The organism is Streptococcus sp. FDAARGOS_522 (assembly GCF_003812445.1).
Classification (GTDB): Bacteria; Bacillota; Bacilli; order Lactobacillales; family Streptococcaceae; genus Streptococcus; species Streptococcus agalactiae.
The window spans coordinates 371,542-397,992 of the sequence record NZ_CP033808.1; the positions used below are offsets into that span (position 1 = coordinate 371,542).

Consider the following 26,451-nt stretch of genomic DNA (forward strand, 5'->3'; position numbering starts at 1 on the left):
GAATGGATTTTGTCTTTGATATAGATGGAACTCTTTGTTTTGATGGTATGAGTCTATCTAAAGAAATACAAGGAATACTAGAGAGAGCCCAGATTGATTATGGTCATAGAGTCACTTTTGCTACAGCGCGATCTTATAGAGACACTATAGGTATCCTTGGCGACAAGCTATCTTTATCAAAAATTATTGGTTTAAATGGTGCGACTTTACATGAAAATGGTCACTTAGTGGATAGTTACTATTTACAAAGTGACTTTTTTAGTACTATTATTTCATATTGTCATCGCCATCAGATTCCATATTTTGTTGATGAGGTCTTTAATTACGCTACTTATCAGGCTTCTAAAATTCCCTTTATTGCTTATGTTGATCCTCAAAAAAGGGGAGAGCTTCTAGAAGTTTCTAAAATTGAGAAACCGATAAAAATGGTGTTGTATTTTGGTGATCAGCTGGGAAGGGCAGACCAAATGTTAGCGGAATTAAATCGTTTTGGACTTAGTAGTCACTTTTTCCACGAATTTGAAAAATGTTTGTACATAAATCCCATTGCAGTTGACAAGGGAAAAGCCACTAAGAAATTATTTGGGAATCGTTTTATAGCTTTTGGCAATGATAAAAATGATATTTCTATGTTTGATGCTGCGCATTATAGTGTTCAAGTAGGGGATTTTGATGAACTGACTCCTTACGCTAATTTACGTGTATCAAGAGAATCTGTACATGAAGGAATTACAACGCTTTTTGGAAAATACAAGGGGATTACGTAATGGATTTATTCCTAAGTTTAGAGAGGAAATTTAAAGCTGCAAGTGACAAAGAAGTTTCTAAGCAACAGGAGGCTTATTTACGCCATCATTTTAAGTGCTATGGTATTAAATCACCTGAGCGACGTATGCTCTACAAAGAGCTTATAAAGGCCGCTAAAAGACAAGCAAAAATTGATTGGCAATTGCTTGATAAATGTTGGCAAAGTGACTATCGTGAATATCATCATTTTGTACTTGATTATCTATTAGCTATGAGTCAATTTCTCACCTATAATGATTGCTCTAGACTAGAGTTTTACGCTCGTCATCAACAGTGGTGGGATAGTATTGATGTTCTGACTAAGATTTTTGGGAACTTATCCTTAAAAGATGACAAGGTTATGAATTTACTATCAGAATGGTCACTTGATCAAGATTTTTGGATGAGGCGACTAGCTATTGAGCATCAACTAGGATTTAAAGAAAAAACAAATACTGATATTTTGTCACTTTTTATTTTAAGAAATACAGGAAGTCAAGAATTTTTTATCAATAAGGCGATTGGCTGGGCGCTTAGGGGTTATTCAAAATATAATAAAGTATGGGTAAAGGACTTTATCAGTAATTATTATGATGAGTTGTCGACTTTGAGCATACGCGAAGGAAGTAAGTACCTCTAATTATCAGTTCAATTATTCGAAAAAGAAGAAGCTTCATAGTAAAATAAAGGTAATTGATAAGGAGGTAAACTTATGACAACATTTCTTGGAAATCCTGTTACTTTTACAGGAAAACAGCTACAAGTTGGGGATATTGCAAAAGATTTTTTACTAATAGCTACAGACTTATCTCAAAAATCTTTAAAAGATTTTGAAGGGAAAAAGAAAGTTATTAGCGTTGTTCCTTCTATTGATACAGGTATTTGTTCAAAACAAACACGTACTTTTAATGAGGAATTATCAGAGCTAGATAACACAGTGGTTATTACTGTTTCTATGGACCTTCCATTTGCTCAGAAGCGTTGGTGCAGTGCTGAAGGCCTTGATAACGTAATTTTATTATCAGATTTTTATGATCATTCGTTTGGTCAAGAGTACGCTCTTTTGATGAATGAGTGGCATTTGTTAACACGTGCAGTTCTTATTTTGGATGAGCATAATAAGGTGACTTACACCGAATACGTTGACAATGTTAATTCAGATGTTGACTACGAAGCGGCGATTAATGCTGCAAAGATATTACCATAAATAATAAGGCTGGAAAATTTTCCAGCCTTATTATTTATATAGACAGTGAGAACAATTAGAGATGAAATGTTGTCATTATTCATCTTTTTCAATATCAACATTGTTTTTAAATATTAGATACATAACTCCATTGTAAGCTACACCGGACATAATACTAGCCAAAATAACTTTTAAAGAAAATAGCGATACAATCAGCGGAGTGTTATTGTTAGTTGTTAAACCCAAGATAAGCCACTGGATGACAGTATAAAATATCCCGATTTTGATAAATTTTTGTTTGTTTTTCTTTATTGCTACTGGATAGTCATTTTTTGAGACTTCTAGTGGCGTTATTAAATCATGACTGTTGAGATAAGAGGGAATAACAATTAGAAAAATACAAAAATATAGAAAGAATGTTAAAGCTAGGAGAGTATATGCAGTCTCTGTGGGATATTTACTTACCGTGAACCAGGCGATGATAGAGGATAAAATGTGATAGAGGCTAGTGGTTGCAAATAATAGATTTCCAAGATAATTGATTTTTTGTTCTCTGTATTCATCGAATGGGCCATTAATACCATATAGGGATTTTATTAATTTTATCCCCAAATTTTTCCTTTCTTTCATAATATTCTCCTATCCTTGAACTATTTAATAAAGTTTGAGATTGAAATAATAACACGACCTAACCTCCCGAGTTTTCATAGATTTAGAGAGTCTAATCTGTTATAGATGTCTACTATCCCAAAAAAGAGTATTGAGGTCTGTTTGTAGGCATTCCGCTAGTCTTATACAAAGATCTAGCGAAGGATTGTATTTATTATTTTCAATAAGGTTTATTGTTTGTCTGGCGACACCAACTGATTTTGCTAAAGCTAATTGAGATATGCTAGCTTTAATTCTGTATTCTCTAAGACGATTCACGATTATTAGCTCCTTTAGTAAAGAATCTAAGAAGAGTGTCATATATAGATGACATTTTGAGTATATATCATTTTTCGAAGACTGTCAATTATATGTGACAAATAAATATAAAAAACTTGTTTCCAGTCAAAATGGAAACAAGTTTAATGATTTTAATCAGTATAAGATAATGAGAGATTAACCCTATCGGTTATAACTATTTTTCTAAATAGCTATAGTTGTATTTAGAGTCAGTATTTTCGCAAGCAAATTGTTTGTTTGGATAACAAGCTGCTTGTGGTTTATTACCCAAAAATTCAGTTGAATCTTCTTCAGTATAGATGTTAGGCTGATTTTCAAGTGATCCTGAAGCGCCTGAGTGATAATCCCAATCAACAGGTCTTGCATCATAAGAAATTACGGGAGCGTTCTCTTCAGAATAAGGTGTTTCTGAAAGGTAAACAGTATATTCTTGTTCAGCTGTTTTTTTCATATTTTGAATAAAATATTTTTCTCCTGATTTTGTAGTTGGGATAAGATTTTCTTCAAAGAGTCTGTTATAGACATTGGAAACAGTTGACAATTGATAACCCGTTAATGTGTGGTTAAATAGCGCTTGTTCAGTTTTGGCATCAACCATTTTAATCGAAATGGTTGATTCTGTACGTGCTAAACTTTTAGCATTTTTAGAAACATAGTAGCGTTCTGTAATGATGTCAGATTCTACTTCAGCTGATGAGCGACTTAATAGTGGACGGATATTCCCGATTTGGTAGTGAATATTTTCCTCATTAAAGTCATAATTGAAAATCAATTTATCAATTTGAAGGTTTTGTCGTACATTCGTGCTAATACGATGTTGAAGTTTGTAACCTTCTTTATCTAAACGAGAGTTTAAAAAAGCTTCGTAAGCAGACTTAGAAAGTGCATAGTCTGTGATATAATCTCCAACACGATAACCGTTAAATTCCGAATAAGCAGTGTGTAGATTTGTGTATTCATCTAAAACTTTTCCAGAAGATTCTTCAACAAAGTAAATACGGTGTGATATATCGACTGGAGTCCCCCATCGAACTTCATGTGTTTCTGTTACGATAGGAGTAACAGTACAAGTTACTGGAACGTCAATCCAAAATTTGTTTGGACCGTCTTTAGGTACAGTAACACCGTCGTTATCAATTGCTATTTCTTCTGTCTTGCCATCATCTAATTGACGCTTCAGATAAGCACTTTCCTTAAACTCGATGTTGCTGTATTGAACGTTTTTACTTTCTCCTCCAACACTAGAGTTTAAATTTCGAGCAATATAATCTAGAATTTCTTTTTTACTTAAAGTTTGTCCCATATTTACATTGACTTCGATATAATGCGGTAAAATGCTATTTCCGTTTTGATCAGTACCTGTAACATTTACAATAATGTGAGGATTTGGGTTTTCTACGTATTGGCGGTCACTAGGACCAGCAATAGCGTGGGCTTTTTCAGTGTAATAAAGACTCATCGATAGTACGAGCGTGCAAACTCCAATCGATAGTATACGTTTAAATGTTTTCCTAGACATTCATAAATCCTTTCGTTTTAAACAATAAATTGTTTAGTTATCCTAAAATAAAGCGGTGAATGATAGGAATTAATCTCTACGACACTAAGTTATACTGAGATAAAAATCAATAAATATAGAAATGTATATATTAATTTAAAATCTATATTTATTTTATATTACCATAAAAAAGCGACAAATAATATAATAATTCGAAAAAATATTTAAATATACAAATGAAAACCTTTACTGAGATTAATTGTTTTATAATTATTATGTAGTAAAATTAAATGTTTTAGATTATGTCATTTTTGCAAATAATAGGTTTTATTAAAATGGATAAAAATACAAACTTTTATATAATTATTTTACTATTTTAATTGAAGGAGTTGTGATATTATGTTATGATTAATGTAGTTTATCATAAGGAGTTTTTATCATGAAAAAGTTTTTAAAAGTTTTTTTAACTGTACTAGTACTTATTTTAATTGTAGGTGCAGGCGGTCTCTATTTCTGGAATAATCATCAGTCACTAGAGGGGAAATGGCGTACAGTTTCTTTAGAGAAGCAAGTTGAGAAAGAAATAGAACAACAACTTGGAAGTCAAGCAGCGGATATGGGGATTAGTGCAGCTGATTTGGTTAAGGGTGCTAATATGCATATGAACGTCAAAAACGATGAGGCAAAGATAACAGTCACTGCTCAAATTGATGAGGTAAAATTCCATCAAGCTATAAAAACTTTTATTGATAAAGCTCTTGAAAAACAATTAAAAGATCAAGGTTTGACTTACAATGATTTAAGTGAAGCAGGTAAAAAGATTTTTGATGAAACAAAAATCACTGACCAACAAATTGACCAACAAATTGATAGAAGTTTCCAAAGTGCTGCACAAGCTGCCGGAGGAAAATATAATACTAATACTGGTGAAATGACATTGCCAGTTATGGATGGTAAAGTACATCGCTTAACAAGTGTTATTAAAGTATCGCATATCAATAAAAAGGCAAATGCGTTCTATGGTAATATTGTGAAAAATGGTGAAAAAACAGCCTATAAAAAAGAGGGCTCTAAATTGATTTTAGGTAATGAAAAATCATATCCATTTATGAAAGTAACTAAATAATTGTGAATTAGTAATGAAAGAGGATCAGAGCATATTCTGGTCCTCTTTCGGTTTTCCTGCCACGTTTTAAAGCTTGTGATATAATAGTCAATGTGAGGAGGACTATCATGTTATTTAAGGAAAAAATTCCTGGACTAATATTATGCTTTATTATTGCTATACCATCTTGGTTGCTTGGGCTTTATCTCCCTTTAATAGGAGCACCAGTCTTTGCTATCTTGATTGGAATAATTGTTGGATCCTTTTATCAAAATCGACAATTGTTTAATAAGGGTATTGCTTTTACGTCTAAATATATTTTACAAACAGCAGCTGTCTTATTGGGTTTTGGACTAAACCTCATGCAAGTGATGAAAGTTGGTATATCATCGTTACCCATCATTATTATGACGATTTCCATTTCATTGATTATTGCTTATGTTTTGCAAAAGTTATTTAAGTTAGATAAAACGATTGCTACTTTAATAGGTGTTGGTTCATCTATTTGTGGTGGATCCGCAATTGCAGCGACTGCACCAGTTATTAATGCTAAAGATGATGAAGTAGCACAAGCTATTTCGGTTATTTTTTTATTCAATATCTTAGCGGCTTTAATTTTTCCAACGCTGGGGAATTTTATTGGTCTCTCTGATCACGGTTTTGCATTATTTGCAGGGACTGCTGTCAATGATACCTCGTCAGTTACAGCAACTGCTACTGCATGGGATGCTATCAATCACAGCAATACTTTGGGCGGAGCTACTATTGTTAAATTGACACGAACATTAGCCATCATTCCAATTACGATTGTATTATCTATTTATCATATGAAACAAACGCAGAAAGAACAATCTGTAAGTGTTACTAAGATATTTCCGAAGTTTGTGCTTTATTTTATCTTAGCTTCTTTGCTAACAACGATAGTTGCTTCATTAGGTTTTTCGTTACGTATCTTTGAGCCACTTAAGGTTTTATCTAAATTTTTTATTGTTATGGCAATGGGGGCAATTGGTATAAATACTAATGTCAGCAAACTAATTAAAACTGGAGGAAAATCAATTCTTTTAGGTGCAGCGTGTTGGTTAGGCATTATTATAGTTAGTTTAACAATGCAAGCTATCCTTGGAACTTGGTGATCTTGTCTAAAGCTAAATATTTGTAATCGATTTCATAAATGTTATAATGAGGATATCAAAAGGAGGGAACATTATGGCATATAAAACAATTTATCCGTACACTAACGAAGTATTGCATGAATTCGATAATATCAGTGACAGTGATCTCGAACAGTCATTAGACATAGCGCATGCCCTCTACAAGACATGGCGCAAAGAAGATAATGTTGAAGAACGCCAAAATCAATTGCATAAAGTAGCAGATTTATTACGTAAGGATCGTGATAAGTACGCTGAAGTTATGACTAAAGATATGGGAAAACTTTTCACTGAAGCACAAGGAGAAGTGGACTTGTGTGCAGACATAGCTGACTATTATGCTGATAATGGGCAAAAGTTTTTAAAACCTGTTCCGTTAGAAAGTCCAAATGGAGAGGCTTACTATTTGAAGCAAGCTGTCGGTGTTTTACTTGCTGTTGAGCCATGGAATTTCCCATTTTATCAGATTATGCGTGTATTTGCCCCTAACTTTATAGTGGGTAATACTATGCTTTTAAAACATGCTTCTATTTGTCCTGCCTCAGCTCAAGCGTTTGAGGATTTAGTCCGAGAAGCAGGAGCTCCAGAAGGAGCGTTTAAAAATATTTTTGCTTCGTATGATCAAGTTTCAAACCTTATATCAGATCCTCGTGTTGCAGGTGTGTGTTTAACTGGTTCTGAGCGTGGTGGGGCATCAATAGCAGCTGAGGCTGGTAAAAATTTGAAAAAATCGTCTATGGAATTAGGTGGGAACGATGCTTTTCTTATTTTAGATGATGCTGACTTTGATTTACTTAGTAAAACAATATTCTTTGCGCGTTTATATAATGCAGGTCAAGTATGTACATCTTCAAAACGTTTCATTGTCATGGCTGATAAGTATGACGAATTTGTAAATATGGTAGTTGAGACCTTTAAGTCTGCTAAATGGGGTGACCCAATGGATTCGGAAACAACCTTGGCTCCACTGTCATCTGCAGGTGCAAAGGATGATGTTTTAAAACAAATTAAATTGGCGGTAGACCACGGTGCTGAGGTAGTTTTTGGAAATGACACTATAGATCATCCAGGAAACTTCGTCATGCCAACTGTTTTAACGAATATCACTAAAGCAAATCCAATCTATAATCAAGAAATTTTCGGCCCCGTAGCCTCTATCTATAAAGTGGATACTGAAGAAGAAGCTATTGCTTTAGCTAATGATTCTAGTTATGGTTTAGGAAGCACTGTTTTTTCTTCTGATCCAGAACATGCTAAAAAAGTGGCGGCTCAGATTGAAACAGGGATGACATTTATTAATTCAGGGTGGACATCATTACCGGAATTACCGTTTGGAGGTATTAAAAATTCAGGATATGGTCGTGAGTTGAGCCAACTTGGATTTGATGCCTTTGTCAACGAACATTTGGTATTTACACCAAATAGTGATTAATCACTAAGTCAAACACAAGAACCAGATAATGTTATTTGGTTCTTTTTTGTTGAGGAGACAAGGAGAGGTCTTGATACAGGTGGTTAAAATGAGAGGAGTATTTATTAAAGTATGCTATACTATTTTAGTATAGGAGGAAATTTTGAGTAAAAAACATATTACGCCTGTATTTACAGGTTCACTAATTGTATCACTTATTTTAGTCTTATTAGGAATTATTGTTCCTCGTGGTTTTCAATCTTGGACACAAATCTTGCGTGAACAGGTATCTACCAATTTCGGTTGGTTGTACTTGTTGTTAGTTACTTCAATTCTTGCTTTGTGTGTCTTTTTTATTATGAGTCCTCTTGGACAAATACGTTTAGGGCAACCTCATTCACGTCCTGAATATTCAACTGTATCATGGATAGCAATGATGTTTTCAGCAGGTATGGGGATTGGTTTGGTCTTCTACGGAGCAGCTGAACCCTTATCGCATTTTGCTATTTCGACACCTGGTGCACCTAAGGAATCGCAAACAGCATTAGCTGATGCATTTCGTTTTACATTTTTTCACTGGGGGATACATGCTTGGGCAGTATATGCATTGGTTGCTTTGGCTCTAGCTTATTTTGGATTTCGAAAGCAAGAGAAATACCTCTTGTCTGTCACTTTAAAGCCTCTTTTCGGTGATAAGACAGATGGTTGGCTAGGAAAAATTGTTGATATCACCACAGTTGTTGCTACAGTTATTGGAGTTGCTACGACACTTGGATTTGGAGCTGCTCAAATCAACGGAGGGTTAAGTTTTTTATTGGGTGTTCCCAATAATGCATTTGTTCAAATTGTTATTATCCTTATTACAACAGCTTTATTTGTTATGTCAGCTTTATCAGGTTTAGGAAAAGGTGTTAAAATTTTATCGAACTTAAATTTGATTTTAGCGGTAGCCCTCTTAGCTTTAGTTATTGTATTGGGACCAACGGTTCGTATTTTTGATACCCTAACAGAGTCTTTAGGCTCTTATTTACAAAATTTCTTTGGAATGAGCTTTCGTGCAGCTGCTTTTGACAATACTAAACGTTCTTGGATTGATAATTGGACGATTTTTTATTGGGCGTGGTGGATTTCCTGGTCTCCTTTTGTTGGAGTTTTCATCGCTCGTATTTCTAAAGGGCGTAGTATTCGTGAGTTTTTAACGGTAGTTCTTTTAATACCGACATTATTGAGTTTTGTATGGTTTGCAGCATTTGGCACATTATCAACTCAGGTACAACAACTGGGTACTAATTTGACAAAGTTTGCAACAGAGGAAGTATTGTTTGCTACTTTTAATCACTACACTTTAGGTTGGCTTTTATCCATTATTGCTATCATTTTAATTTTTTCATTTTTTATTACATCAGCAGATTCTGCAACGTACGTTTTGGCTATGTTGACAGAAGATGGTAATTTAAATCCAAAAAATCGAACTAAAGTAATTTGGGGGCTAGTGTTGGCAGTGATTGCTATTGTCTTACTCTTGTCTGGTGGTCTGTTAGCGCTGCAGAACGTTTTAATTATTGTCGCTCTGCCATTTTCATTCGTAATGATTTTGATGATGCTAGCGCTATTAGTGGAACTTTTCCATGAGAAAAAAGAAATGGGCTTATCAATTTCTCCAGATCGTTATCCACGTAAAAATGAACCATTTAAATCTTATGAAGAATAAAAAGAAGCCAAAAGGCTTCTTTTTATTGGTTAATCGTCTTGATCAAATCATCATCGCTAGTAGTTGGTAAGATACGAACTCGATTAAGAGAAAGCAAACCGTTATCTTTTGTTGCAACTCCTTCGTTTGTTGTAAGGCCTAGTTTATAATATTGACTAGCAATATCCAAGGTTGTAGGATTGTAGCGCCCTGATGGATAAGCAATCGCAAGAGTATCTTGAGAGAGTTTTTGATCTAAAAACTGTTTTGATAGTGTCATTTCTTGGGTTTGTAGTTCTGGAGTTAAGAGAGAAAGATTGGGGTGAGTAACCGTATGTCCTTGGAATGACATGCCGTTTTGCTTCATTTCTAGCATTTGTTGAACGTTGAGGTTAGATTCTCGTCCCTCTTGAACAAAGCCAGTGATGATATTATTAGTGGCTTTAACCTTGTACTTTTTGAGTATAGGGTATGCCTTAGTGTAGAAATCAGCATTTCCATCATCAAAAGTAATCCAAATGACTTTTTTGTCAGGTAAGGCATTTTCGTTTAGTGCACGATATGCCTCGTTAGGGGCTAAGAAGTAATATCCTTCCTTTTTGAGACGTTTTATATGACTTTCAAAAATGTCAGGTGCCACAATTAAGTTAGCACTGGCGGCTTCAGAAGGGTCCATAACATGAACAGCATGGTACATTAAAATGGGTATTTTGACAGGAGTCTTTTGCTTAATCCATTTCTTTTTTTTGATAGATGTGACAATTTTTCGATGACTAGAGGCGTTCGTTTTTGTTTTTATTTCTTGCTTTGAACGATTGTTGAAGAATAGAAATATGCCTATTAAAGCTATTAACAAAAAAAAGACAGAAGCAATAGCTAACCATGGGGAACGTTTTCGTGGTTTACGATGACTAGTAGGTGTGTGTGCCATTTATTTCTCCTTAACTTTTAAAGTACTTTTATTGTATCATCTTTTCTGAAATAATATTCTCTTTTTAAGAATTTTCATAGGACAAGACGCGTTTGCCCTATAAAAAATATTGGTAATTTGTTATAATATAGCCAATGTTTGTCTTGAAGTTAGAGACAATTTCTAAGGAGAAATTCATGACTATTAAAATAGCTTTATTAGGTTTTGGAACGGTTGCTAAGGGTATTCCATATTTGCTAAAAGAAAATCAACATAAGCTACTTTCTTTAGAAGGCGAAGATATTGTGATTGATAAAGTATTAGTAAGAGATAATGAAAGCCGCCAGCGCTTCATCAATCAGGGATTTACTTATAACTTTGTGACAGAGATAAATACTATTCTCCAAGATCCACAAATTGATATTGTAGTGGAATTAATGGGGGGGATTGAGCCAGCTAAAACTTATTTGAGTCAAGCATTAGGATTTGGTAAACATATTGTGACAGCCAATAAAGATCTCATTGCTTTACACGGAAAAGAGTTGATGGATTTAGCAGACGCTAGAGGTCTAGCTTTATTCTATGAGGGAGCAGTTGCTGGAGGCATTCCTATTTTAAGGACCCTATCGCATTCGTTTGCCTCAGATAAAATGACACGTTTATTAGGAATTCTCAACGGTACCTCCAACTTCATGTTAACAAAAATGTTTGAAGAGGGATGGTCTTATGAACAAGCTCTAAAAAAGGCACAAGAGTTAGGTTATGCTGAAAGTGATCCCACAAATGATGTTGAAGGTATTGATACTGCCTACAAAGCCACTATCTTAAGCCAATTTGGATTTGGTATGCCTATTGATTTTGATGATGTTAATTATAAGGGGATTTCTAGTATTCGCTCAGAGGATGTTGAAGTAGCTCAGGAGATGGGCTTTGCCATTAAGTTGGTAGCTGATCTTCGTGAAACTCCAACTGGTATAAGTGTAGACGTTTCTCCGACACTAATTTCTCAAAAGCATCCCTTAGCTGCAGTTAATCATGTGATGAATGCAGTATTCATTGAATCAATAGGGATTGGTCAGTCTCTTTTTTATGGACCAGGTGCGGGACAAAATCCAACAGCAACCTCTGTTTTAGCGGATATCATCGATATTAGTCGTAGTATTCGATCACAGATAAAAATTAAGCCTATGAATACTTATCATTGTCCGTGTAGGTTGTCAATGCAGTCTGATATCTTCAATGAGTACTATCTAGCTATTTCTTTGAGAAATGCTGAAGATAGTGATACACTTGGAAGGTACTTTGAGCAAGAAAATATAGGTTTGAAAAATGTTATCGAAAAAGCATTGGGTGATAAACAACAAGAGATCTATGTATTAACAGATGAAGTTAGCCAAGAGAAAATAACTCAATTTATTGAGGAGTTTCCTGAGAGTGGTGTCATTCAGTTAATCAATGTTTTCAAAGTAATAGGAGGGTGAAATGAGGATAATTGTACCTGCAACTAGTGCGAATATTGGTCCGGGCTTTGATTCAATAGGAGTTGCGTTATCAAAGTATTTAATCATTGAAGTATTAGAAGAAAGTACAGAGTGGTTAGTTGAACACAATTTAGTAAATATTCCAAAAGATCATACTAACCTCCTTATTCAAACAGCTTTGCATGTTAAGTCGGATTTGGCACCACACCGCTTAAAAATGTTTTCAGATATTCCTTTGGCCAGAGGTTTAGGCTCTTCTTCCTCTGTAATTGTTGCAGGAATAGAATTAGCCAATCAATTAGGAAATTTGGCTCTTTCTCAAAAAGAAAAATTAGAGATAGCTACCCGATTAGAAGGACATCCTGATAATGTAGCACCGGCCATTTTTGGTGATTTAGTTATTTCATCAATAGTGAAAAATGATATTAAAAGCTTGGAAGTGATGTTTCCAGATAGTTCCTTTATTGCTTTTATTCCAAATTATGAATTAAAAACAAGTGATAGTCGAAATGTACTACCTCAAAAATTGAGTTATGAGGATGCAGTTGCTTCAAGCAGCGTCGCTAATGTGATGGTTGCGTCGTTGTTGAAAGGTGATTTGGTAACTGCTGGATGGGCTATAGAAAGGGACCTCTTTCATGAAAGATATCGTCAACCTTTGGTGAAGGAATTTGAAGTTATAAAACAAATCAGCACTCAAAATGGTGCGTATGCTACTTATTTGTCTGGAGCAGGACCGACGGTAATGGTTCTGTGTTCGAAAGAAAAAGAACAACCAATTGTCACAGAGTTAAGTAAATTATGTTTAGATGGACAGATTCAAGTGCTTAATATTGAGCGAAAAGGAGTGAGAGTTGAGAAAAGATAATTTAGGAATTATCCTTGGCTTGTCAGCCTATGTTTTATGGGGGCTGTTATCTCTTTATTGGAAATTATTATCTGGAATTGAAGCATATAGTACGTTTGCTTATAGGATTATATTCACTGTTTTAACTATGCTTATTTATATGCTCGTTTCGGGTAGAAAAACAGTCTATTTAAAAGACTTAAAAGGCTTAGTTAACAATAAAAAGTCATTTTGGACAATGTTTGTAGCCAGTATTTTAATTTCAATTAATTGGTTGGTCTATATTTTTGCAGTCACGCATGGTCACGCTACTGAGGCAAGTCTTGGTTATTATATGATGCCGATTATTTCAATTTTGTTGTCGGTCCTTGTTTTACGTGAACATCTGGCAAGAGTAGTTAGCCTTGCAATTTTGATTGCAATCATGGGAGTTGGAGTTTTAGTTTATCAAACTGGTCATTTTCCTTTAATTTCACTAACTCTAGCGCTTTCTTTTGGTTTTTATGGGTTATTAAAAAAATCAATTTCTTTATCTAGCGATTTTTCGATGCTGGTAGAAAGTAGTTTTATTGCTCCGTTTGCACTCATTTATATAGTGTTTTTCGCCAAAGATTTTCTAACTGATTATAATATATTACAATTAGTTTTACTCTCACTTTCAGGAATCATTACAGCAGTTCCTCTTTTATTATTTGCAGAAGCCATTAAGAGGGCTCCTCTAAATATTATCGGTTTTATCCAATACATCAATCCAACCATCCAATTATTGCTAGCATTGTTTATTTTTAAAGAAACTATCGTTAGTGGGGAGATAATAGGTTTTATTTTTATCTGGCTTGCTATTTTAGTTTTTAGTATTGGACAAGTACATACGATGTTAAAGAAAGGTAAATAAGATGACTTATCAAGAAGCGCTAGAATGGATTCATAGCAAATTAGCTTTTGGTATTAAACCAGGTTTGGAACGTATGAGATGGATGCTAGAGCAGTTGGGAAACCCTCAAAACAACCTATCTGCCATTCATGTTGTTGGAACGAATGGTAAAGGATCAACAACTAGTTATTTACAACATATTTTTACCAATTCTGGTTATCAAGTTGGAACATTTACATCACCGTATATTGTTGACTTTAGAGAGCGTATTAGCATTGATGGTCAAATGATTCCAGAGTCTGATTTTATCAAACTTGTTGAAACTGTTCGTCCAGTTGTTGAACGGTTGCACCTTGAGACCAACCTAGAACCAGCTACAGAATTTGAAGTTATAACAGTTTTGATGTTCTATTACTTTGGCAATAGCTGTCCGGTTGATATCGTCATTATTGAGGCTGGAATGGGCGGTTATTATGATTCTACCAACATGTTCAAGGCTTTAGCGGTTACTTGTCCGTCAATTGGATTAGATCATCAGGAGGTTTTAGGACGAACTTATGTAGATATAGCTGAGCAAAAAGTAGGTGTTTTAAAAAAAGGAGTTCCATTCGTATATGCTAATGATCGTCAGGATGTTGAAGAAGTCTTTCAAATAAAAGCCAAGGAAACACACAGCCAGACTTATCGTTTACACAATGACTTTTATATAAAAGAAGAGGAAAATTATTTTAACTATATAGGTCCTCAAGCAAATATTGATCATATTCAGTTGCAAATGCCAGGACATCACCAAGTTTCCAATGCTAGCATAGCTATAACTACCAGTTTATTATTAAGAGACAAATATCCAAAGTTAACCCTACAGACCATTAAAGATGGGCTTGAAATGACAAAATGGGTAGGCCGTACAGAATTAATCTTTCCAAATGTAATGATTGATGGTGCTCATAATAATGAAAGTGTCGATGCTCTCGTTCAAGTTATAAAAAAATATCAGCAGAAAAACGTGCATATTCTATTTGCTGCAATTAATACTAAACCGATAGAGAGTATGTTAGAATCATTGTCTAGTATCGCTCCGGTTTCGGTTACTAGCTTTGATTACCCTAAATCAATAAGCCTAGACAAATATCCTAAAGCGTACACTAGAGTTAGTGATTGGAAGAAATGGCTACATGATATAAATCTGACATCAGATAAAGATTTCTATGTGATTACTGGCTCCCTTTATTTTATTTCTCAAGTTCGTCGGGAACTACTATTAATCAAAACTACAACAACTTAAAAAGGATAGGATAAATTAATGCCCAATCAAGAAAAAATGGAAAAAGCTATTTATCAATTTTTAGAGGCTTTAGGAGAAAATCCTAATCGAGAAGGATTGAAAGATACACCGAAGCGTGTGGCAAAAATGTATATAGAAATGTTCTCAGGACTTAATCAAGATCCAAAGGAGCAATTCACTGCAGTCTTTTCTGAAAATCATGAAGAGGTTGTGATTGTCAAGGATATTCCATTCTATTCCATGTGTGAACATCATTTGGTTCCTTTTTATGGTAAAGCTCATATTGCTTATTTACCGAACGATGGACGTGTTACTGGACTTAGTAAGCTTGCACGTGCAGTTGAAGTGGCGAGTAAGCGTCCTCAACTTCAGGAACGTTTAACAGCACAAGTTGCACAAGCTTTAGAGGATGCTTTGGCGCCTAAAGGTATTTTTGTTATGATAGAAGCAGAGCATATGTGCATGACAATGCGTGGCATTAAAAAACCAGGAAGTAAGACGATTACAACGGTAGCTCGTGGTTTATACAAGGACGATCGATATGAAAGACAAGAAATTCTATCGCTAATACAAAAAGGATAAAAGATGAAAATAGGACAATATGATATTACAGGTAAAGCTTGTATCATGGGGATTTTAAATGTAACGCCTGATTCCTTCTCAGATGGTGGTTCTTATACCACAATTGATTCAGCTTTAAATCAAGTTGGTGAGATGCTTGAACAAGGGGTGGCAATTGTAGATATTGGGGGAGAATCAACGCGGCCAGGTGCAGTATTTGTGACTGCTGAAGAAGAAATTAAACGTGTAGTTCCAATGATTAAAGCTATTAGAGAGGTCTACCCTGATCTTTTGTTATCAATAGATACTTATAAAACAGAGGTAGCTCAAGCAGCCCTTGATGCAGGTGTACATATTTTAAATGACGTTTGGTCAGGTTTATATGATGGTAAAATGCTATCTTTAGCAGCAGAACGAAATGTTCCAATTATTTTGATGCATAACCAGGAAGAAGCTGTTTATCAAGATATCAAAAAAGAAGTTTGTGAATTCTTACTTGAAAGAGCAGAGCGTGCTTTAGAAGCAGGTGTTTCAAAGGATAATATTTGGATAGATCCTGGCTTTGGTTTTGCTAAAACAGAGGAGCAAAATTTAGAACTATTAAAAGGTTTGGAACAAGTGTGTGATTTAGGTTATCCTGTGTTATTTGGGATCTCTCGAAAACGTACTGTTAATTATCTTCTAGGTGGTAATAGGGAAGTAACTGAACGTGATATGGGGACTGCTGCTTTATCGGCATGGGCAATAGCAAAGGGGTGTCAGATTGTACGTGTTCACAATGTTGAAGTAAATAAGGACATTGTGACAGTAATTAGTCAGTTGGTGTAATATGGATAAGATTTATTTAAATAAATGTCGGTTTTATGGTTATCATGGTGCTTTTTCGGAAGAACAAACATTGGGGCAAGTTTTTCAAGTTGATGCTGTTCTATCACTTGATTTGGCAAAAGCATCACAAACTGATGATTTAATTGATACGGTTCATTATGGTGAAGTTTTTGACTGTATTAAAAATCATGTTGAAAACGAACAGTATCAATTAATAGAGAAATTAGCAGGTGTTATTGTTGAAGATATTTTCTTACAGTTTCATCCAGTACAAGCTATTACATTAAAGATTACAAAAGACAATCCACCAATTAATGGGCACTATGAATCAGTTGGAATTGAATTGGAGCGCAAGCGAGCATGACAACCGTTTACTTGAGTTTAGGTAGTAATATTGGTGATAGAGAAACTTTTCTGAAGCAGGCTCTCTTTTCAATTGATCATTTGCAAAAGACAAAAGTCGCGCAAATTTCCGCTATTTATGAAACAGCTGCTTGGGGGAATACTAACCAAGAAGATTTTTTTAATATATGTTGTCAGGTAGAGACAGACTTAGCACCTTTTGAATTATTGGATTATTGTCAAGAAATCGAAAAACGCTTAAAGCGCGTGAGACATGAGCACTGGGGTCCAAGGACAATAGATATTGATATCTTACTTTTTGGTAATCAAGTGATTAACCAAGAAGATTTAGTAGTACCCCATCCGTATATGACGAAGCGAGCATTTGTTTTAGTTCCGTTACTCGAAATAGCACCTCAACTAAGTTTACCTAATGGTTCTAAGCTAGAAGACTATCTCGAAAAATTGAATTTAGGAGAAGTTCATTATTTCAAGCCAGTCGAATAGTCAGTTAGGATTTTAAAATTAAAATACACAGAAATTGTGATAATGTATCGTCAACAACCTATATTTTTGGTATAATAGAAATCGGTTTTATGCCGATTTTTTGTGTCTATAAAACACAATAAAACAGAATTGAGATAAAGGTTATGATTAAAACAATACAAAAAGAATTAGAAGGTCTCGATATTCGCTTTGATGAGCCTTTAAAGAAATATACTTATACTAAAGTAGGAGGACCTGCTGATTATCTTGCATTCCCAAGGAATCGCCTTGAACTATCGCGTATTGTTAAGTTTGCTAACAGTCAAAATATTCCTTGGATGGTTTTAGGAAATGCGAGTAATATTATCGTTAGAGATGGTGGTATCCGTGGTTTTGTTATCATGTTTGATAAACTGTCAACTGTTACAGTCAACGGTTATGTTATTGAAGCAGAAGCAGGAGCTAATCTCATTGAAACAACTCGTATTGCACGTTATCATAGTTTAACTGGCTTTGAGTTTGCTTGCGGAATTCCTGGAAGTGTAGGTGGAGCAGTCTTTATGAATGCTGGCGCTTACGGTGGTGAAATTGCTCATATTTTATTGTCTGCACAAGTTTTGACACCACAGGGTGAACTCAAAACGATTGAAGCTAGGAATATGCAATTTGGTTATCGTCATTCTGTCATTCAAGAGAGTGGAGATATTGTTATATCAGCTAAGTTTGCCTTAAAACCAGGAGATCATCTCATGATTACTCAGGAAATGGATCGTTTAACCTATCTCCGTGAGCTGAAACAACCTTTAGAATACCCTTCTTGTGGTTCTGTGTTCAAACGTCCTCCAGGACATTTTGCAGGGCAACTCATTAGCGAAGCACATCTTAAAGGTCAACGTATTGGTGGAGTAGAGGTTAGTCAAAAACATGCTGGTTTTATGGTTAACATTGCAGAAGGTTCAGCTCAAGATTATGAAAATCTTATTGAACATGTTATTAACACCGTTGAATCAACTTCAGGTGTCCATTTGGAACCAGAAGTTCGTATTATCGGTGAGTCGCTATTATAAAGTAGTTTAGTACTTACTTTAGTCAGAAAAATGGAGGATTTATGAGAATTGACTAACCCAATCATTGCATTTAAAAATGTATCAAAGGTATTCGAAGACAGCAACACGGTTGTCTTAAAAGATATTAATTTTGAACTTGAAGAAGGTAAATTTTACACCTTATTAGGGGCCTCAGGAAGTGGTAAATCAACTATCTTAAATATTATTGCAGGTTTGCTAGAGGCGAGTACAGGCGATATTTACTTAGATGGGAAACGCATCAATGATGTTCCCACTAATAAACGGGATGTTCATACCGTTTTCCAAAACTATGCTTTGTTTCCACATATGACGGTTTTTGAAAACGTTGCTTTTCCATTAAAGTTGAAAAAAATGGATAAGAAAGAAATTCAAAAACGTGTTCAAGAAACTCTAAAAATGGTTCGTTTAGAAGGGTTTGAAAAGCGAGCTATTCAAAAATTATCAGGAGGACAACGCCAGCGTGTTGCGATAGCGCGTGCTATCATCAATCAACCTAAAGTAGTCTTACTAGATGAACCCTTATCAGCATTGGATTTGAAATTGCGTACAGAGATGCAATATGAATTGCGCGAACTGCAACAACGTTTAGGAATTACCTTTGTTTTTGTCACACATGATCAAGAAGAAGCGTTGGCAATGAGTGATTGGATTTTCGTCATGAATGAAGGTGAAATTGTTCAATCAGGAACACCAGTAGATATCTACGATGAACCTATCAATCATTTTGTAGCAACTTTTATAGGTGAATCAAATATCTTATCTGGCAAGATGATTGAGGATTATTTGGTTGAATTTAACGGTAAGCGCTTTGAGGCTGTTGATGGCGGTATGCGCCCTAATGAATCAGTCCAAGTAGTTATTCGTCCAGAAGATCTTCAAATTACCCTACCCGATGAAGGAAAACTTCAAGTTAAAGTGGACACACAACTTTTTCGAGGTGTCCACTATGAAATTATTGCTTATGATGATTTAGGTAATGAATGGATGATTCATTCAACTCGTAAAGCTATTGAGGGTGAAGTTATTGGGTTAGATTTCACTCCAGAAGATATACATATTATGCGTCTTAATGAAACAGAAGAAGAATTTGATGCGCGCATTGAAGAATATGTAGACACTGACGATCATGAAGATGGTTTAATCAATGCTATCGAGGAGGAGAGAAATGAAGAAAACCTCTAGTCTATTTTCAATTCCTTATATGGCTTGGTTATTCTTATTTGTATTAGCACCTGTTGCTTTGATTGCTTGGAACTCGTTCTTTGATATTAATGGGCACTTTACTTTAGCTAATTACCAGACGTTTTTTAGCTCAGGAACCTATCTTAAAATGAGCTTTAACTCGGTCCTATATGCAGGCATCGTTAGTTTCATAACGCTTTTGATTAGCTATCCAGCTGCTTATTTGCTTACAAAATTAAAACACAAGCAATTATGGCTAATGCTAGTTATTTTGCCAACATGGATTAATCTTTTGTTAAAAGCCTATGCTTTTATGGGGATATTTGGTCAACAAGGGGGAATTAACGCCTTCTTAACCTTTATAGGTATCGGCCCAAAACAGATTCTATTTACAGATTTTTCATTTCTTTTTGTAGCAGCTTACATTGAATTACCGTTTATGTTATTACCCATTTTTAATGCCTTGGATGATATTGATCAAAATCTCATTTATGCAAGTGATGACTTGGGTGCAAATGCATGGCAAACTTTTCAGAAGGTTATATTTCCTCTATCTCTGAATGGTGTAAGAGCAGGTGTACAATCTGTCTTTATTCCTAGTTTAAGTCTCTTTATGCTTACGCGTCTTATTGGTGGTAATCGAGTTATTACTTTAGGGACAGCCATAGAACAACATTTTTTAATCACACAAAATAAAGGTATGGGCTCAACCATAGGGGTTATTTTAATTTTAGTGATGGTTGCTATTATGTGGTTAACAAAGGAGAGGAAAGCATGAAAAAATTCGCAAATATCTATTTAGCACTTGTTTTTATTATCCTTTATATTCCTATTATTTATTTGATTTTTTATTCTTTCAATAAAGGTGGGGATATGAATTCTTTTACTGGATTCACCTTTAGTCACTATGGAGAACTGTTTCAGGATAGCCGCTTAATGCTAATTTTAGTGCAAACATTCTTTTTGGCTTTTCTTAGCGCCTTATTAGCTACAATTATTGGTACCTTTGGAGCTATTTGGATTTATCAGGTAAGACGTAGACATCAAACCTCTATTTTATCGCTTAATAATATCCTTTTAGTAGCACCAGATGTTATGATTGGTGCAAGTTTTCTCTTAGTATTTACTGTTATTGGTTTACAGTTAGGTTTCACTTCTGTATTATTGAGCCATGTTGCATTCTCTATTCCTATTGTTGTTTTAATGGTCTTACCTCGTTTAAAAGAAATGAATGATGATATGATTAATGCTTCCTATGATTTAGGAGCTTCAACTTGGCAAATGCTTAAAGAAGTTATGTTACCCTATTTGTCGTCGGGTATTATTTCAGGTTTCTTTATGGCTTTCACTTACTCGCTAGATGATTTTGCGGTTACTTTCTTTGTTACAGGTAATGGCTTTTCAACGCTTTCAGTAGAAATCTATTCACGCGCACGTCGCGGTATATCATTGGAAATTAATGCCTTGTCAACTATTGTCTTTTTATTTAGTATTTTATTGGTAATTGGTTATTACTATATTTCGAAAGAGAAGGGAGAAAAGAATGCGTAGAGTTTATTCCTTTTTAGGCGGTATTATTCTTGTTATCCTGATCCTCTTTGGTTTAACCACTTACTTAGAAAAGAAGAGTAGTTCAACACCTAACTCAGATAAGTTAGTTATTTATAACTGGGGAGACTATATTGATCCAGCCTTATTAAAAAAATTTACAAAAGAAACTGGAATTGAAGTACAATACGAAACGTTTGACTCTAATGAGGCTATGCACACCAAAATTAAGCAGGGTGGGACGACATATGATATTGCTGTACCTAGTGATTATATGATTGACAAAATGATAAAAGAAAACCTTCTGGTTAAACTTGATCATTCAAAGATAGCTAATTGGGATGCTATTGGAGCTAGGTTTAAAAATTTGAGTTTCGATCCTAAAAATAAATATTCGATTCCTTATTTTTGGGGAACTGTTGGGATTGTTTATAATGATCAATTAGTTAAAACTCCTCCTAAACATTGGGATGATTTATGGCGTCCAGAGTTTCGAAATAAAATCATGCTAGTTGATAGTGCACGTGAGGTTATTGGAGTTGGTTTAAATTCCTTGGGATATGGATTGAATACAAAGAACATATCAGAATTAAAAGCCGCTTCTAAAAAGTTAGATGCTCTAACACCAAACGTTAAGGCTATTGTTGCTGATGAGATGAAAGGCTATATGATTCAGGGAGATGCAGCGATTGGTGTTACATTCTCTGGAGAAGCACGAGAAATGCTTGATGGGAACAAGCATTTGCATTACGTTGTTCCTAGTGAAGGATCGAACCTTTGGTTTGATAATATTGTAATCCCCAAAACAGTAAAGCATCGCAAAGAAGCTTATGCCTTTATTAATTTCATGATGGAACCTAAAAATGCGGCACAAAATGCAGAATATATTGGTTATGCGACCCCTAATCTCAAAGCAAAAGCGCTGTTACCAGCAGATATCAAAAATGATAAAGCATTTTATCCTCCTGATAAAACAATTGATCATTTAGAAGTTTATAATAACTTGGGTCAAAAATGGCTTGGTATTTATAATGATTTGTACTTACAATTTAAAATGTATCGTAAGTAATCTATTAACTAAAAGTACTTCTCTGATGAGAGGTATTTTTAGTTACCAAGAGTTCCTAGAAAGTTTGTGATATTTTTGTTAAAATAATTGTAAGAAAAGGAGGAAAATATGGAAAATCATAAAAATGAATTTCAGTTTTCACTTGAATCAATTCTGGGATTTGTTTGGAGAGGAATAGTAGTAGGCTTAATATCAGGATTTGTTGTCAGCATATTTCGATTAGCGATTGAAAAAATTTTTTTAGTTGTTATGGAACTTTATAAAAGTGCCCATTATCAACCAATTATTTTATTGAGCATTACGGTTACTAGTATTATCGCTGCAGTGATAATAGGTTTTTTTATCAAATCTGATCCTGATATTAAAGGTTCAGGTATCCCGCATGTTGAAGGTGAACTTAAAGGAATGCTATCGCCAGACTGGTTTAGTATTGTATGGAAGAAATTCATTGCGGGTATTTTAGCTATTTCTTCGGGACTTATGCTTGGTCGCGAAGGTCCCAGTATTCAGTTAGGAGCTATGACAGGTAAGGGAATTGCACAGTATCTCAATGCTAGTCGAATGGAAAAACGTGTTTTAATTGCTAGTGGTGCAGCAGCAGGTCTTTCAGCAGCCTTCAATGCTCCTATTGCAGGCCTTTTATTTGTAGTTGAAGAAATTTACCATCATTTTTCTCGCTTAGTTTGGATAACAGCTTTGGTAGCAAGTTTAGTGGCAAACTTTGTCTCACTTAATATCTTTGGTTTAACCCCAGTTTTAGCTTTACCATCAGAATTACCATCTTTAAATCTCAACTTTTATTGGATTTTTTTACTCATGGGTCTCTTTTTGGGTATCTTAGGCTTTATCTATGAGTGGGTAATTTTGAGATTTCATGTGATCTATGATTATTTAGGTAAACTATTTCATCTACCATCTCACCTATATGGTATATTAGCGGTAATTTTTATTCTTCCTATTGGTTACTATTTCCCACAATTATTGGGGGGTGGAAATGGCTTAATTGTATCACTGCCTAGGAGTAATCTTAGTCTGATGATGTTAGGATTATTTTTCCTCATTCGTTTTTTATGGAGTATGTTGAGTTACAGTAGTGGCTTGCCAGGAGGAATTTTTTTACCAATTCTAGCTTTAGGATCTTTAGCAGGTGCTTTTTTTGCAGTAGGTATGCAGTACTTTGGTATAATATCTCATCAGCAGATATCTTTATTTGTTGTTCTAGGAATGGCGGGCTATTTTGGTGCAATCTCAAAAGCACCACTAACAGCTATGATTTTGGTTACAGAAATGGTTGGCGATTTAAAACAATTAATGGCTATTGGAATTGTAACAATGGTATCTTATATTGTCATGGATTTATTAAAGGGAGAACCTATTTATGAAGCGATGTTGGCTAAAATGACCTTCAATCCAAAAGATAAAGTAATGACACCTACATTGATTGAATTAACTGTTTCAGATAAAATATCAGGAAAGTATGTCCGAGATTTAGAATTACCAGAAAATGTGCTAATAACGACTCAAATTCATCATAAGACATCGGCTGTAGTATCAGGAAATACTATCTTGAATGCTGGTGACACCATTTTTTTAGTTGTGAATGAATCGGAAATTAAAGAAGTACGTGAGCAGCTGATGTAAACTAATTAACGCTTAAATAATAAAAAATAGAAACTAGTCATGGATTTAACTAGTTTCTATTTTTTTGTATTTATATTTCTATAGACAAGCGTACTACCGTCTTTTTTGTTGGTAAATTGTTTGCGGTACTGGCGAGGAGTTGTATGATAATAGCGTTTAAATTGGCGATTAAAATTTGATAGATTATTAAAACCAACGCTGTTGGCAATATCAATAATGGCCGTAGTGGAGTTAATAAGATGCTCACTAGCTTTATTAAGACGAACTTGTATGATAAATTCTGTACAGGATGTTCCAGTATGCTGTTTAAATACGGTCATAAAATGTGTCTTACTATACCCCATATAATCAGCTAAAAATTCAATGGTAAGATTTTGCTGGTAATTATTATTAATATAATCAATCAGATCACGAATTCTCTCATTTTTTCTGTAGGTATCATCAGTATGTTTTTTAATGACATATTGATGATAATAGAGTAAATACAAGAGTTCGTTTAATTTAGCTTTTAGGAGTAGCTCAAAATGTCGATTTTCTTCTTTTGAAATATTAAAAATATCAAACAAACAATTTTTGATATCATTATATCCTGTCATACTAGGTTTGATACATTGAATAAACTTAAAAGAGCTAGTCTGCAACGGTTGTAAATAACGAAGGCTAACTTGGTCTACAATAGAATATCCTATTAAATCTAAGTGAAATTTAATGCTATCTGTGATATGCTCTTTATTTTCAATCGGATGAATAGAATGCATACCATTTGGACGGATCAAGATAATATCACCAGATTGGCTATTAAAAAAATCATAATCGATGTGATAACGTGCGGTCCCCTCGTGGACATATGAAATTTCAAGTTCCGGATGCCAGTGAAATAAAATGTCAGGGTAACCATTTCTAACCTCAGTATGCATGTGTTCATAGGGTAATAAATGCCGGTTATCTTCTAAATTATGTGATAGTAAATTATCAAGTGAGTTCATCATTTTTCTTTCTAAAATCGTAGGATAGTATTATTATAACAGAAAACTATCAAAAAATGGGTTTCGTAGGATAGTATTATTTTTTGAAAGGATAGTGTAAGTTTTGTATAGGAACATGACATATAATATAAGTCATAGAGAAAACGCTTTAAAATTTTTGCTTAGAGTGTTTCTAATAACTTCAAAATCCTTACAGGGTCGTTTAATCTCCTTATCTCATGTAAGGATTTTTTGTTGTATTAATATGACCAAATTTATTAATATACTCAATTATTTATTTTTTCCAAACAGAATAACTATGTGAAAAAAAATAATGTTAGGTCTCTCAAAAACACGTATAGCAATTTCGAATCTCAAATATTTTATTATGACTATTGTAATAGTTACGAATCTATTATTCAACTCAACAATAAGAAAACTCTTCAGTAAATCATTATGTTAAACAAGCTCTGATAGTATGGAGATAAGTATAGGTAAAAGTCGATTTAATCTCTGAAACAAAATTTAACTTAATTAATAGAACCGTTGACGTATCAGGTATCAAATCTTTTTGGTTTATATGTGATATAATGAAAGAACATATTGAGATATTTGGCACCCTCTTGAAAGGCAAAGGTTACTTGTATGATTAAAGTAATAGCAACAGATATGGATGGAACTTTTCTACGCTCAGATAAAACTTATGATAAAGCACGGTTTTCTTCTTTATTAACGTTGATGGAGAAGTATGATATTAAATTTGTAGCTGCTAGTGGTAATTTATACGATCAATTGTTGTTAAACTTTTTGGAATACCCTAATCGTATCGCCTACGTCGCTGAAAATGGTGGTCGTGTCATTGACCAAGATGGCACATTACTAAAAGAAACTTATTTATCTAATGATACAGTTGCAGCTGTTTTATCCTATTTATATCAGAACTATCCTGAGACACTCATCAGCTTATCTGGTGAAAAACGTTCATACCTTGAGCGAAGAACTCCTATTAATAGGCGGACTGAATTAGAATACTATATGCCTAATTTTATCTATAAAGACCATTTGCTGCCCTTAGATGATGACCGATATTTTCAAATGACACTTTGGGTAAATGAAAATCTTGTTTCTGAGATGTTGTTAGATATTAGTGAACACTTTAAAAATCATCATATCAGATTGACCTCTAGTGGTTTTGGTTGTATCGATGTCTTACCAGCTGATGTCAATAAAGCGGATGGTATCGCTATTCTCCTTGAAAAGTGGGGATTGAAACAGGATCAAGTGATGGTTTTTGGTGATGGGGGCAATGATGTGGAAATGTTGAGAGCAGCAAATATTTCTTACGCTATGTCAAATGCGCCAGAAGAAATTAAAGCTATTGCTAAATATCAAACAGTTAGTAACGATCAAGATGGTGTGTTAGAAACGATAGAGAACTTTCTTCACAAGATGAGTGATAATGAATAGAACCACGTAGCTTTTCACGAAGCATACTATTCAATTCTCAGGTGAAATTTTGTTATAATACAAGAAAGCCTAGAGAAATATTTAAGAATGAAGGAGAAC

The 26,451-nt window shown here is 34.4% G+C and carries 26 protein-coding genes and 1 pseudogene; 22 read left to right on the forward strand and 5 right to left on the reverse strand.

Annotated features, from left to right (window positions below):
- The first annotated feature begins 2 nt into the window (after positions 1 to 2).
- The 3 genes from EGX70_RS01870 (at position 3) to tpx (ending at position 1,993) form a co-directional block, all read left to right on the forward strand.
- Entirely contained in the window at positions 3 to 767 is a 765-nt protein-coding gene (locus EGX70_RS01870; RefSeq protein ID WP_123947864.1) for an HAD-IIB family hydrolase, read from the forward strand.
- Positions 767 to 1,426, forward strand: a complete 660-nt coding sequence (locus tag EGX70_RS01875; RefSeq protein WP_000362931.1) for a DNA alkylation repair protein — start codon at positions 767 to 769, stop codon at positions 1,424 to 1,426. Before EGX70_RS01870 ends, EGX70_RS01875 begins: the two co-directional genes overlap by 1 nt.
- Positions 1,427 to 1,498: 72 nt before the next feature.
- A complete protein-coding gene (gene tpx, locus EGX70_RS01880) occupies positions 1,499 to 1,993 on the forward strand; it encodes a thiol peroxidase (RefSeq protein ID WP_000206525.1) in 495 nt (164 codons plus the stop codon).
- A gap of 75 nt (positions 1,994 to 2,068) precedes the next feature.
- Here tpx and EGX70_RS01885 read toward each other — a convergent pair whose 3' ends face one another.
- The 3 genes from EGX70_RS01885 to EGX70_RS01895 form a co-directional block, all read right to left on the reverse strand.
- The gene (locus EGX70_RS01885) at positions 2,069 to 2,602 is read right to left on the reverse strand and encodes a DUF3278 domain-containing protein (protein WP_123947865.1); all 534 of its coding nucleotides are present in this window, start codon (positions 2,600 to 2,602) and stop codon (positions 2,069 to 2,071) included.
- A gap of 99 nt (positions 2,603 to 2,701) precedes the next feature.
- Positions 2,702 to 2,941 carry a helix-turn-helix transcriptional regulator gene (locus EGX70_RS01890; protein ID WP_001931014.1) on the reverse strand — a complete coding sequence of 80 codons (240 nt, stop codon included), beginning with the start codon at positions 2,939 to 2,941 and terminating at the stop codon, positions 2,702 to 2,704.
- Positions 2,942 to 3,095: 154 nt separating this feature from the next.
- Positions 3,096 to 4,379, reverse strand: a complete 1,284-nt coding sequence (locus EGX70_RS01895) for a hypothetical protein (protein ID WP_000061232.1) — start codon at positions 4,377 to 4,379, stop codon at positions 3,096 to 3,098.
- Positions 4,380 to 4,857: 478 nt separating this feature from the next.
- Between EGX70_RS01895 and EGX70_RS01900 the strand changes: the two genes are divergently transcribed.
- The 4 genes from EGX70_RS01900 (at position 4,858) to EGX70_RS01920 (ending at position 9,799) form a co-directional block, all read left to right on the forward strand.
- Complete coding sequence (locus EGX70_RS01900; RefSeq protein WP_000714060.1) at positions 4,858 to 5,544, forward strand: hypothetical protein; 687 nt, start codon at positions 4,858 to 4,860, stop codon at positions 5,542 to 5,544.
- Between the two features lie 107 nt (positions 5,545 to 5,651).
- Entirely contained in the window at positions 5,652 to 6,659 is a 1,008-nt protein-coding gene (locus tag EGX70_RS01905; RefSeq protein ID WP_029140704.1) for a YeiH family protein, read from the forward strand.
- Positions 6,660 to 6,732: 73 nt separating this feature from the next.
- A complete protein-coding gene (locus tag EGX70_RS01910; protein WP_000323650.1) occupies positions 6,733 to 8,109 on the forward strand; it encodes an NAD-dependent succinate-semialdehyde dehydrogenase in 1,377 nt (458 codons plus the stop codon).
- 142 nt (positions 8,110 to 8,251) lie between these two features.
- Entirely contained in the window at positions 8,252 to 9,799 is a 1,548-nt protein-coding gene (locus tag EGX70_RS01920) for a BCCT family transporter (protein ID WP_000037479.1), read from the forward strand.
- 22 nt (positions 9,800 to 9,821) lie between these two features.
- Here EGX70_RS01920 and EGX70_RS01925 read toward each other — a convergent pair.
- Positions 9,822 to 10,517 (reverse strand): annotated as a pseudogene (locus EGX70_RS01925) (polysaccharide deacetylase family protein); the annotation flags it as partial.
- A 368-nt stretch (positions 10,518 to 10,885) separates the two neighbouring features.
- Between EGX70_RS01925 and EGX70_RS01930 the strand changes: the two are divergent.
- The 14 genes from EGX70_RS01930 (at position 10,886) to EGX70_RS01995 (ending at position 23,920) form a co-directional block, all read left to right on the forward strand.
- Positions 10,886 to 12,169, forward strand: a complete 1,284-nt coding sequence (locus EGX70_RS01930; protein ID WP_000152824.1) for a homoserine dehydrogenase — start codon at positions 10,886 to 10,888, stop codon at positions 12,167 to 12,169.
- A gap of 1 nt (position 12,170) precedes the next feature.
- Positions 12,171 to 13,037, forward strand: coding sequence for a homoserine kinase (thrB, locus tag EGX70_RS01935; RefSeq protein WP_001220328.1), 867 nt, complete (start codon positions 12,171 to 12,173; stop codon positions 13,035 to 13,037).
- Positions 13,024 to 13,911, forward strand: a complete 888-nt coding sequence (gene rarD, locus EGX70_RS01940) for an EamA family transporter RarD (RefSeq protein WP_001224294.1) — start codon at positions 13,024 to 13,026, stop codon at positions 13,909 to 13,911. Before thrB ends, rarD begins: the two co-directional genes overlap by 14 nt.
- A 1-nt stretch (position 13,912) precedes the next feature.
- Entirely contained in the window at positions 13,913 to 15,175 is a 1,263-nt protein-coding gene (locus EGX70_RS01945) for a folylpolyglutamate synthase/dihydrofolate synthase family protein (RefSeq protein WP_000222113.1), read from the forward strand.
- Positions 15,176 to 15,193: 18 nt separating this feature from the next.
- The gene (folE, locus tag EGX70_RS01950; protein WP_001133588.1) at positions 15,194 to 15,757 is read left to right on the forward strand and encodes a GTP cyclohydrolase I FolE; all 564 of its coding nucleotides are present in this window, start codon (positions 15,194 to 15,196) and stop codon (positions 15,755 to 15,757) included.
- Positions 15,758 to 15,760: 3 nt separating this feature from the next.
- On the forward strand, positions 15,761 to 16,564 hold the full coding sequence (gene folP / locus EGX70_RS01955; protein ID WP_000690157.1) for a dihydropteroate synthase: 804 nt from the start codon (positions 15,761 to 15,763) through the stop codon (positions 16,562 to 16,564).
- A gap of 1 nt (position 16,565) precedes the next feature.
- On the forward strand, positions 16,566 to 16,928 hold the full coding sequence (gene folB, locus EGX70_RS01960) for a dihydroneopterin aldolase (protein ID WP_000358071.1): 363 nt from the start codon (positions 16,566 to 16,568) through the stop codon (positions 16,926 to 16,928).
- Positions 16,925 to 17,413: a 2-amino-4-hydroxy-6-hydroxymethyldihydropteridine diphosphokinase gene (folK, locus tag EGX70_RS01965; RefSeq protein ID WP_000214498.1), complete on the forward strand. Its 489-nt coding sequence runs from the start codon at positions 16,925 to 16,927 to the stop codon at positions 17,411 to 17,413. Before folB ends, folK begins: the two co-directional genes overlap by 4 nt.
- A gap of 143 nt (positions 17,414 to 17,556) precedes the next feature.
- The gene (murB, locus tag EGX70_RS01970; RefSeq protein WP_000598027.1) at positions 17,557 to 18,459 is read left to right on the forward strand and encodes a UDP-N-acetylmuramate dehydrogenase; all 903 of its coding nucleotides are present in this window, start codon (positions 17,557 to 17,559) and stop codon (positions 18,457 to 18,459) included.
- A 48-nt stretch (positions 18,460 to 18,507) separates the two neighbouring features.
- A complete protein-coding gene (locus EGX70_RS01975) occupies positions 18,508 to 19,662 on the forward strand; it encodes an ABC transporter ATP-binding protein (RefSeq protein ID WP_000184098.1) in 1,155 nt (384 codons plus the stop codon).
- Positions 19,646 to 20,440: an ABC transporter permease gene (locus EGX70_RS01980; protein WP_000753812.1), complete on the forward strand. Its 795-nt coding sequence runs from the start codon at positions 19,646 to 19,648 to the stop codon at positions 20,438 to 20,440. The genes EGX70_RS01975 and EGX70_RS01980 overlap by 17 nt, the downstream gene beginning before the upstream one ends.
- Positions 20,437 to 21,213 carry an ABC transporter permease gene (locus tag EGX70_RS01985; protein ID WP_000712712.1) on the forward strand — a complete coding sequence of 259 codons (777 nt, stop codon included), beginning with the start codon at positions 20,437 to 20,439 and terminating at the stop codon, positions 21,211 to 21,213. The genes EGX70_RS01980 and EGX70_RS01985 overlap by 4 nt, the downstream gene beginning before the upstream one ends.
- Entirely contained in the window at positions 21,206 to 22,279 is a 1,074-nt protein-coding gene (locus EGX70_RS01990) for a PotD/PotF family extracellular solute-binding protein (protein ID WP_001255365.1), read from the forward strand. The genes EGX70_RS01985 and EGX70_RS01990 overlap by 8 nt, the downstream gene beginning before the upstream one ends.
- Before the next feature lie 108 nt (positions 22,280 to 22,387).
- Positions 22,388 to 23,920: a ClC family H(+)/Cl(-) exchange transporter gene (locus tag EGX70_RS01995; protein WP_000427431.1), complete on the forward strand. Its 1,533-nt coding sequence runs from the start codon at positions 22,388 to 22,390 to the stop codon at positions 23,918 to 23,920.
- A gap of 56 nt (positions 23,921 to 23,976) precedes the next feature.
- Here the strand turns inward: EGX70_RS01995 and EGX70_RS02000 are convergent, their stop codons facing one another.
- Positions 23,977 to 24,906: an AraC family transcriptional regulator gene (locus EGX70_RS02000; protein ID WP_001086430.1), complete on the reverse strand. Its 930-nt coding sequence runs from the start codon at positions 24,904 to 24,906 to the stop codon at positions 23,977 to 23,979.
- A gap of 624 nt (positions 24,907 to 25,530) precedes the next feature.
- On the opposite strand from EGX70_RS02000, the gene EGX70_RS02010 reads away from it, so the two are divergent.
- On the forward strand, positions 25,531 to 26,352 hold the full coding sequence (locus EGX70_RS02010; RefSeq protein WP_000598505.1) for a Cof-type HAD-IIB family hydrolase: 822 nt from the start codon (positions 25,531 to 25,533) through the stop codon (positions 26,350 to 26,352).
- Positions 26,353 to 26,451 lie beyond the last annotated feature (99 nt).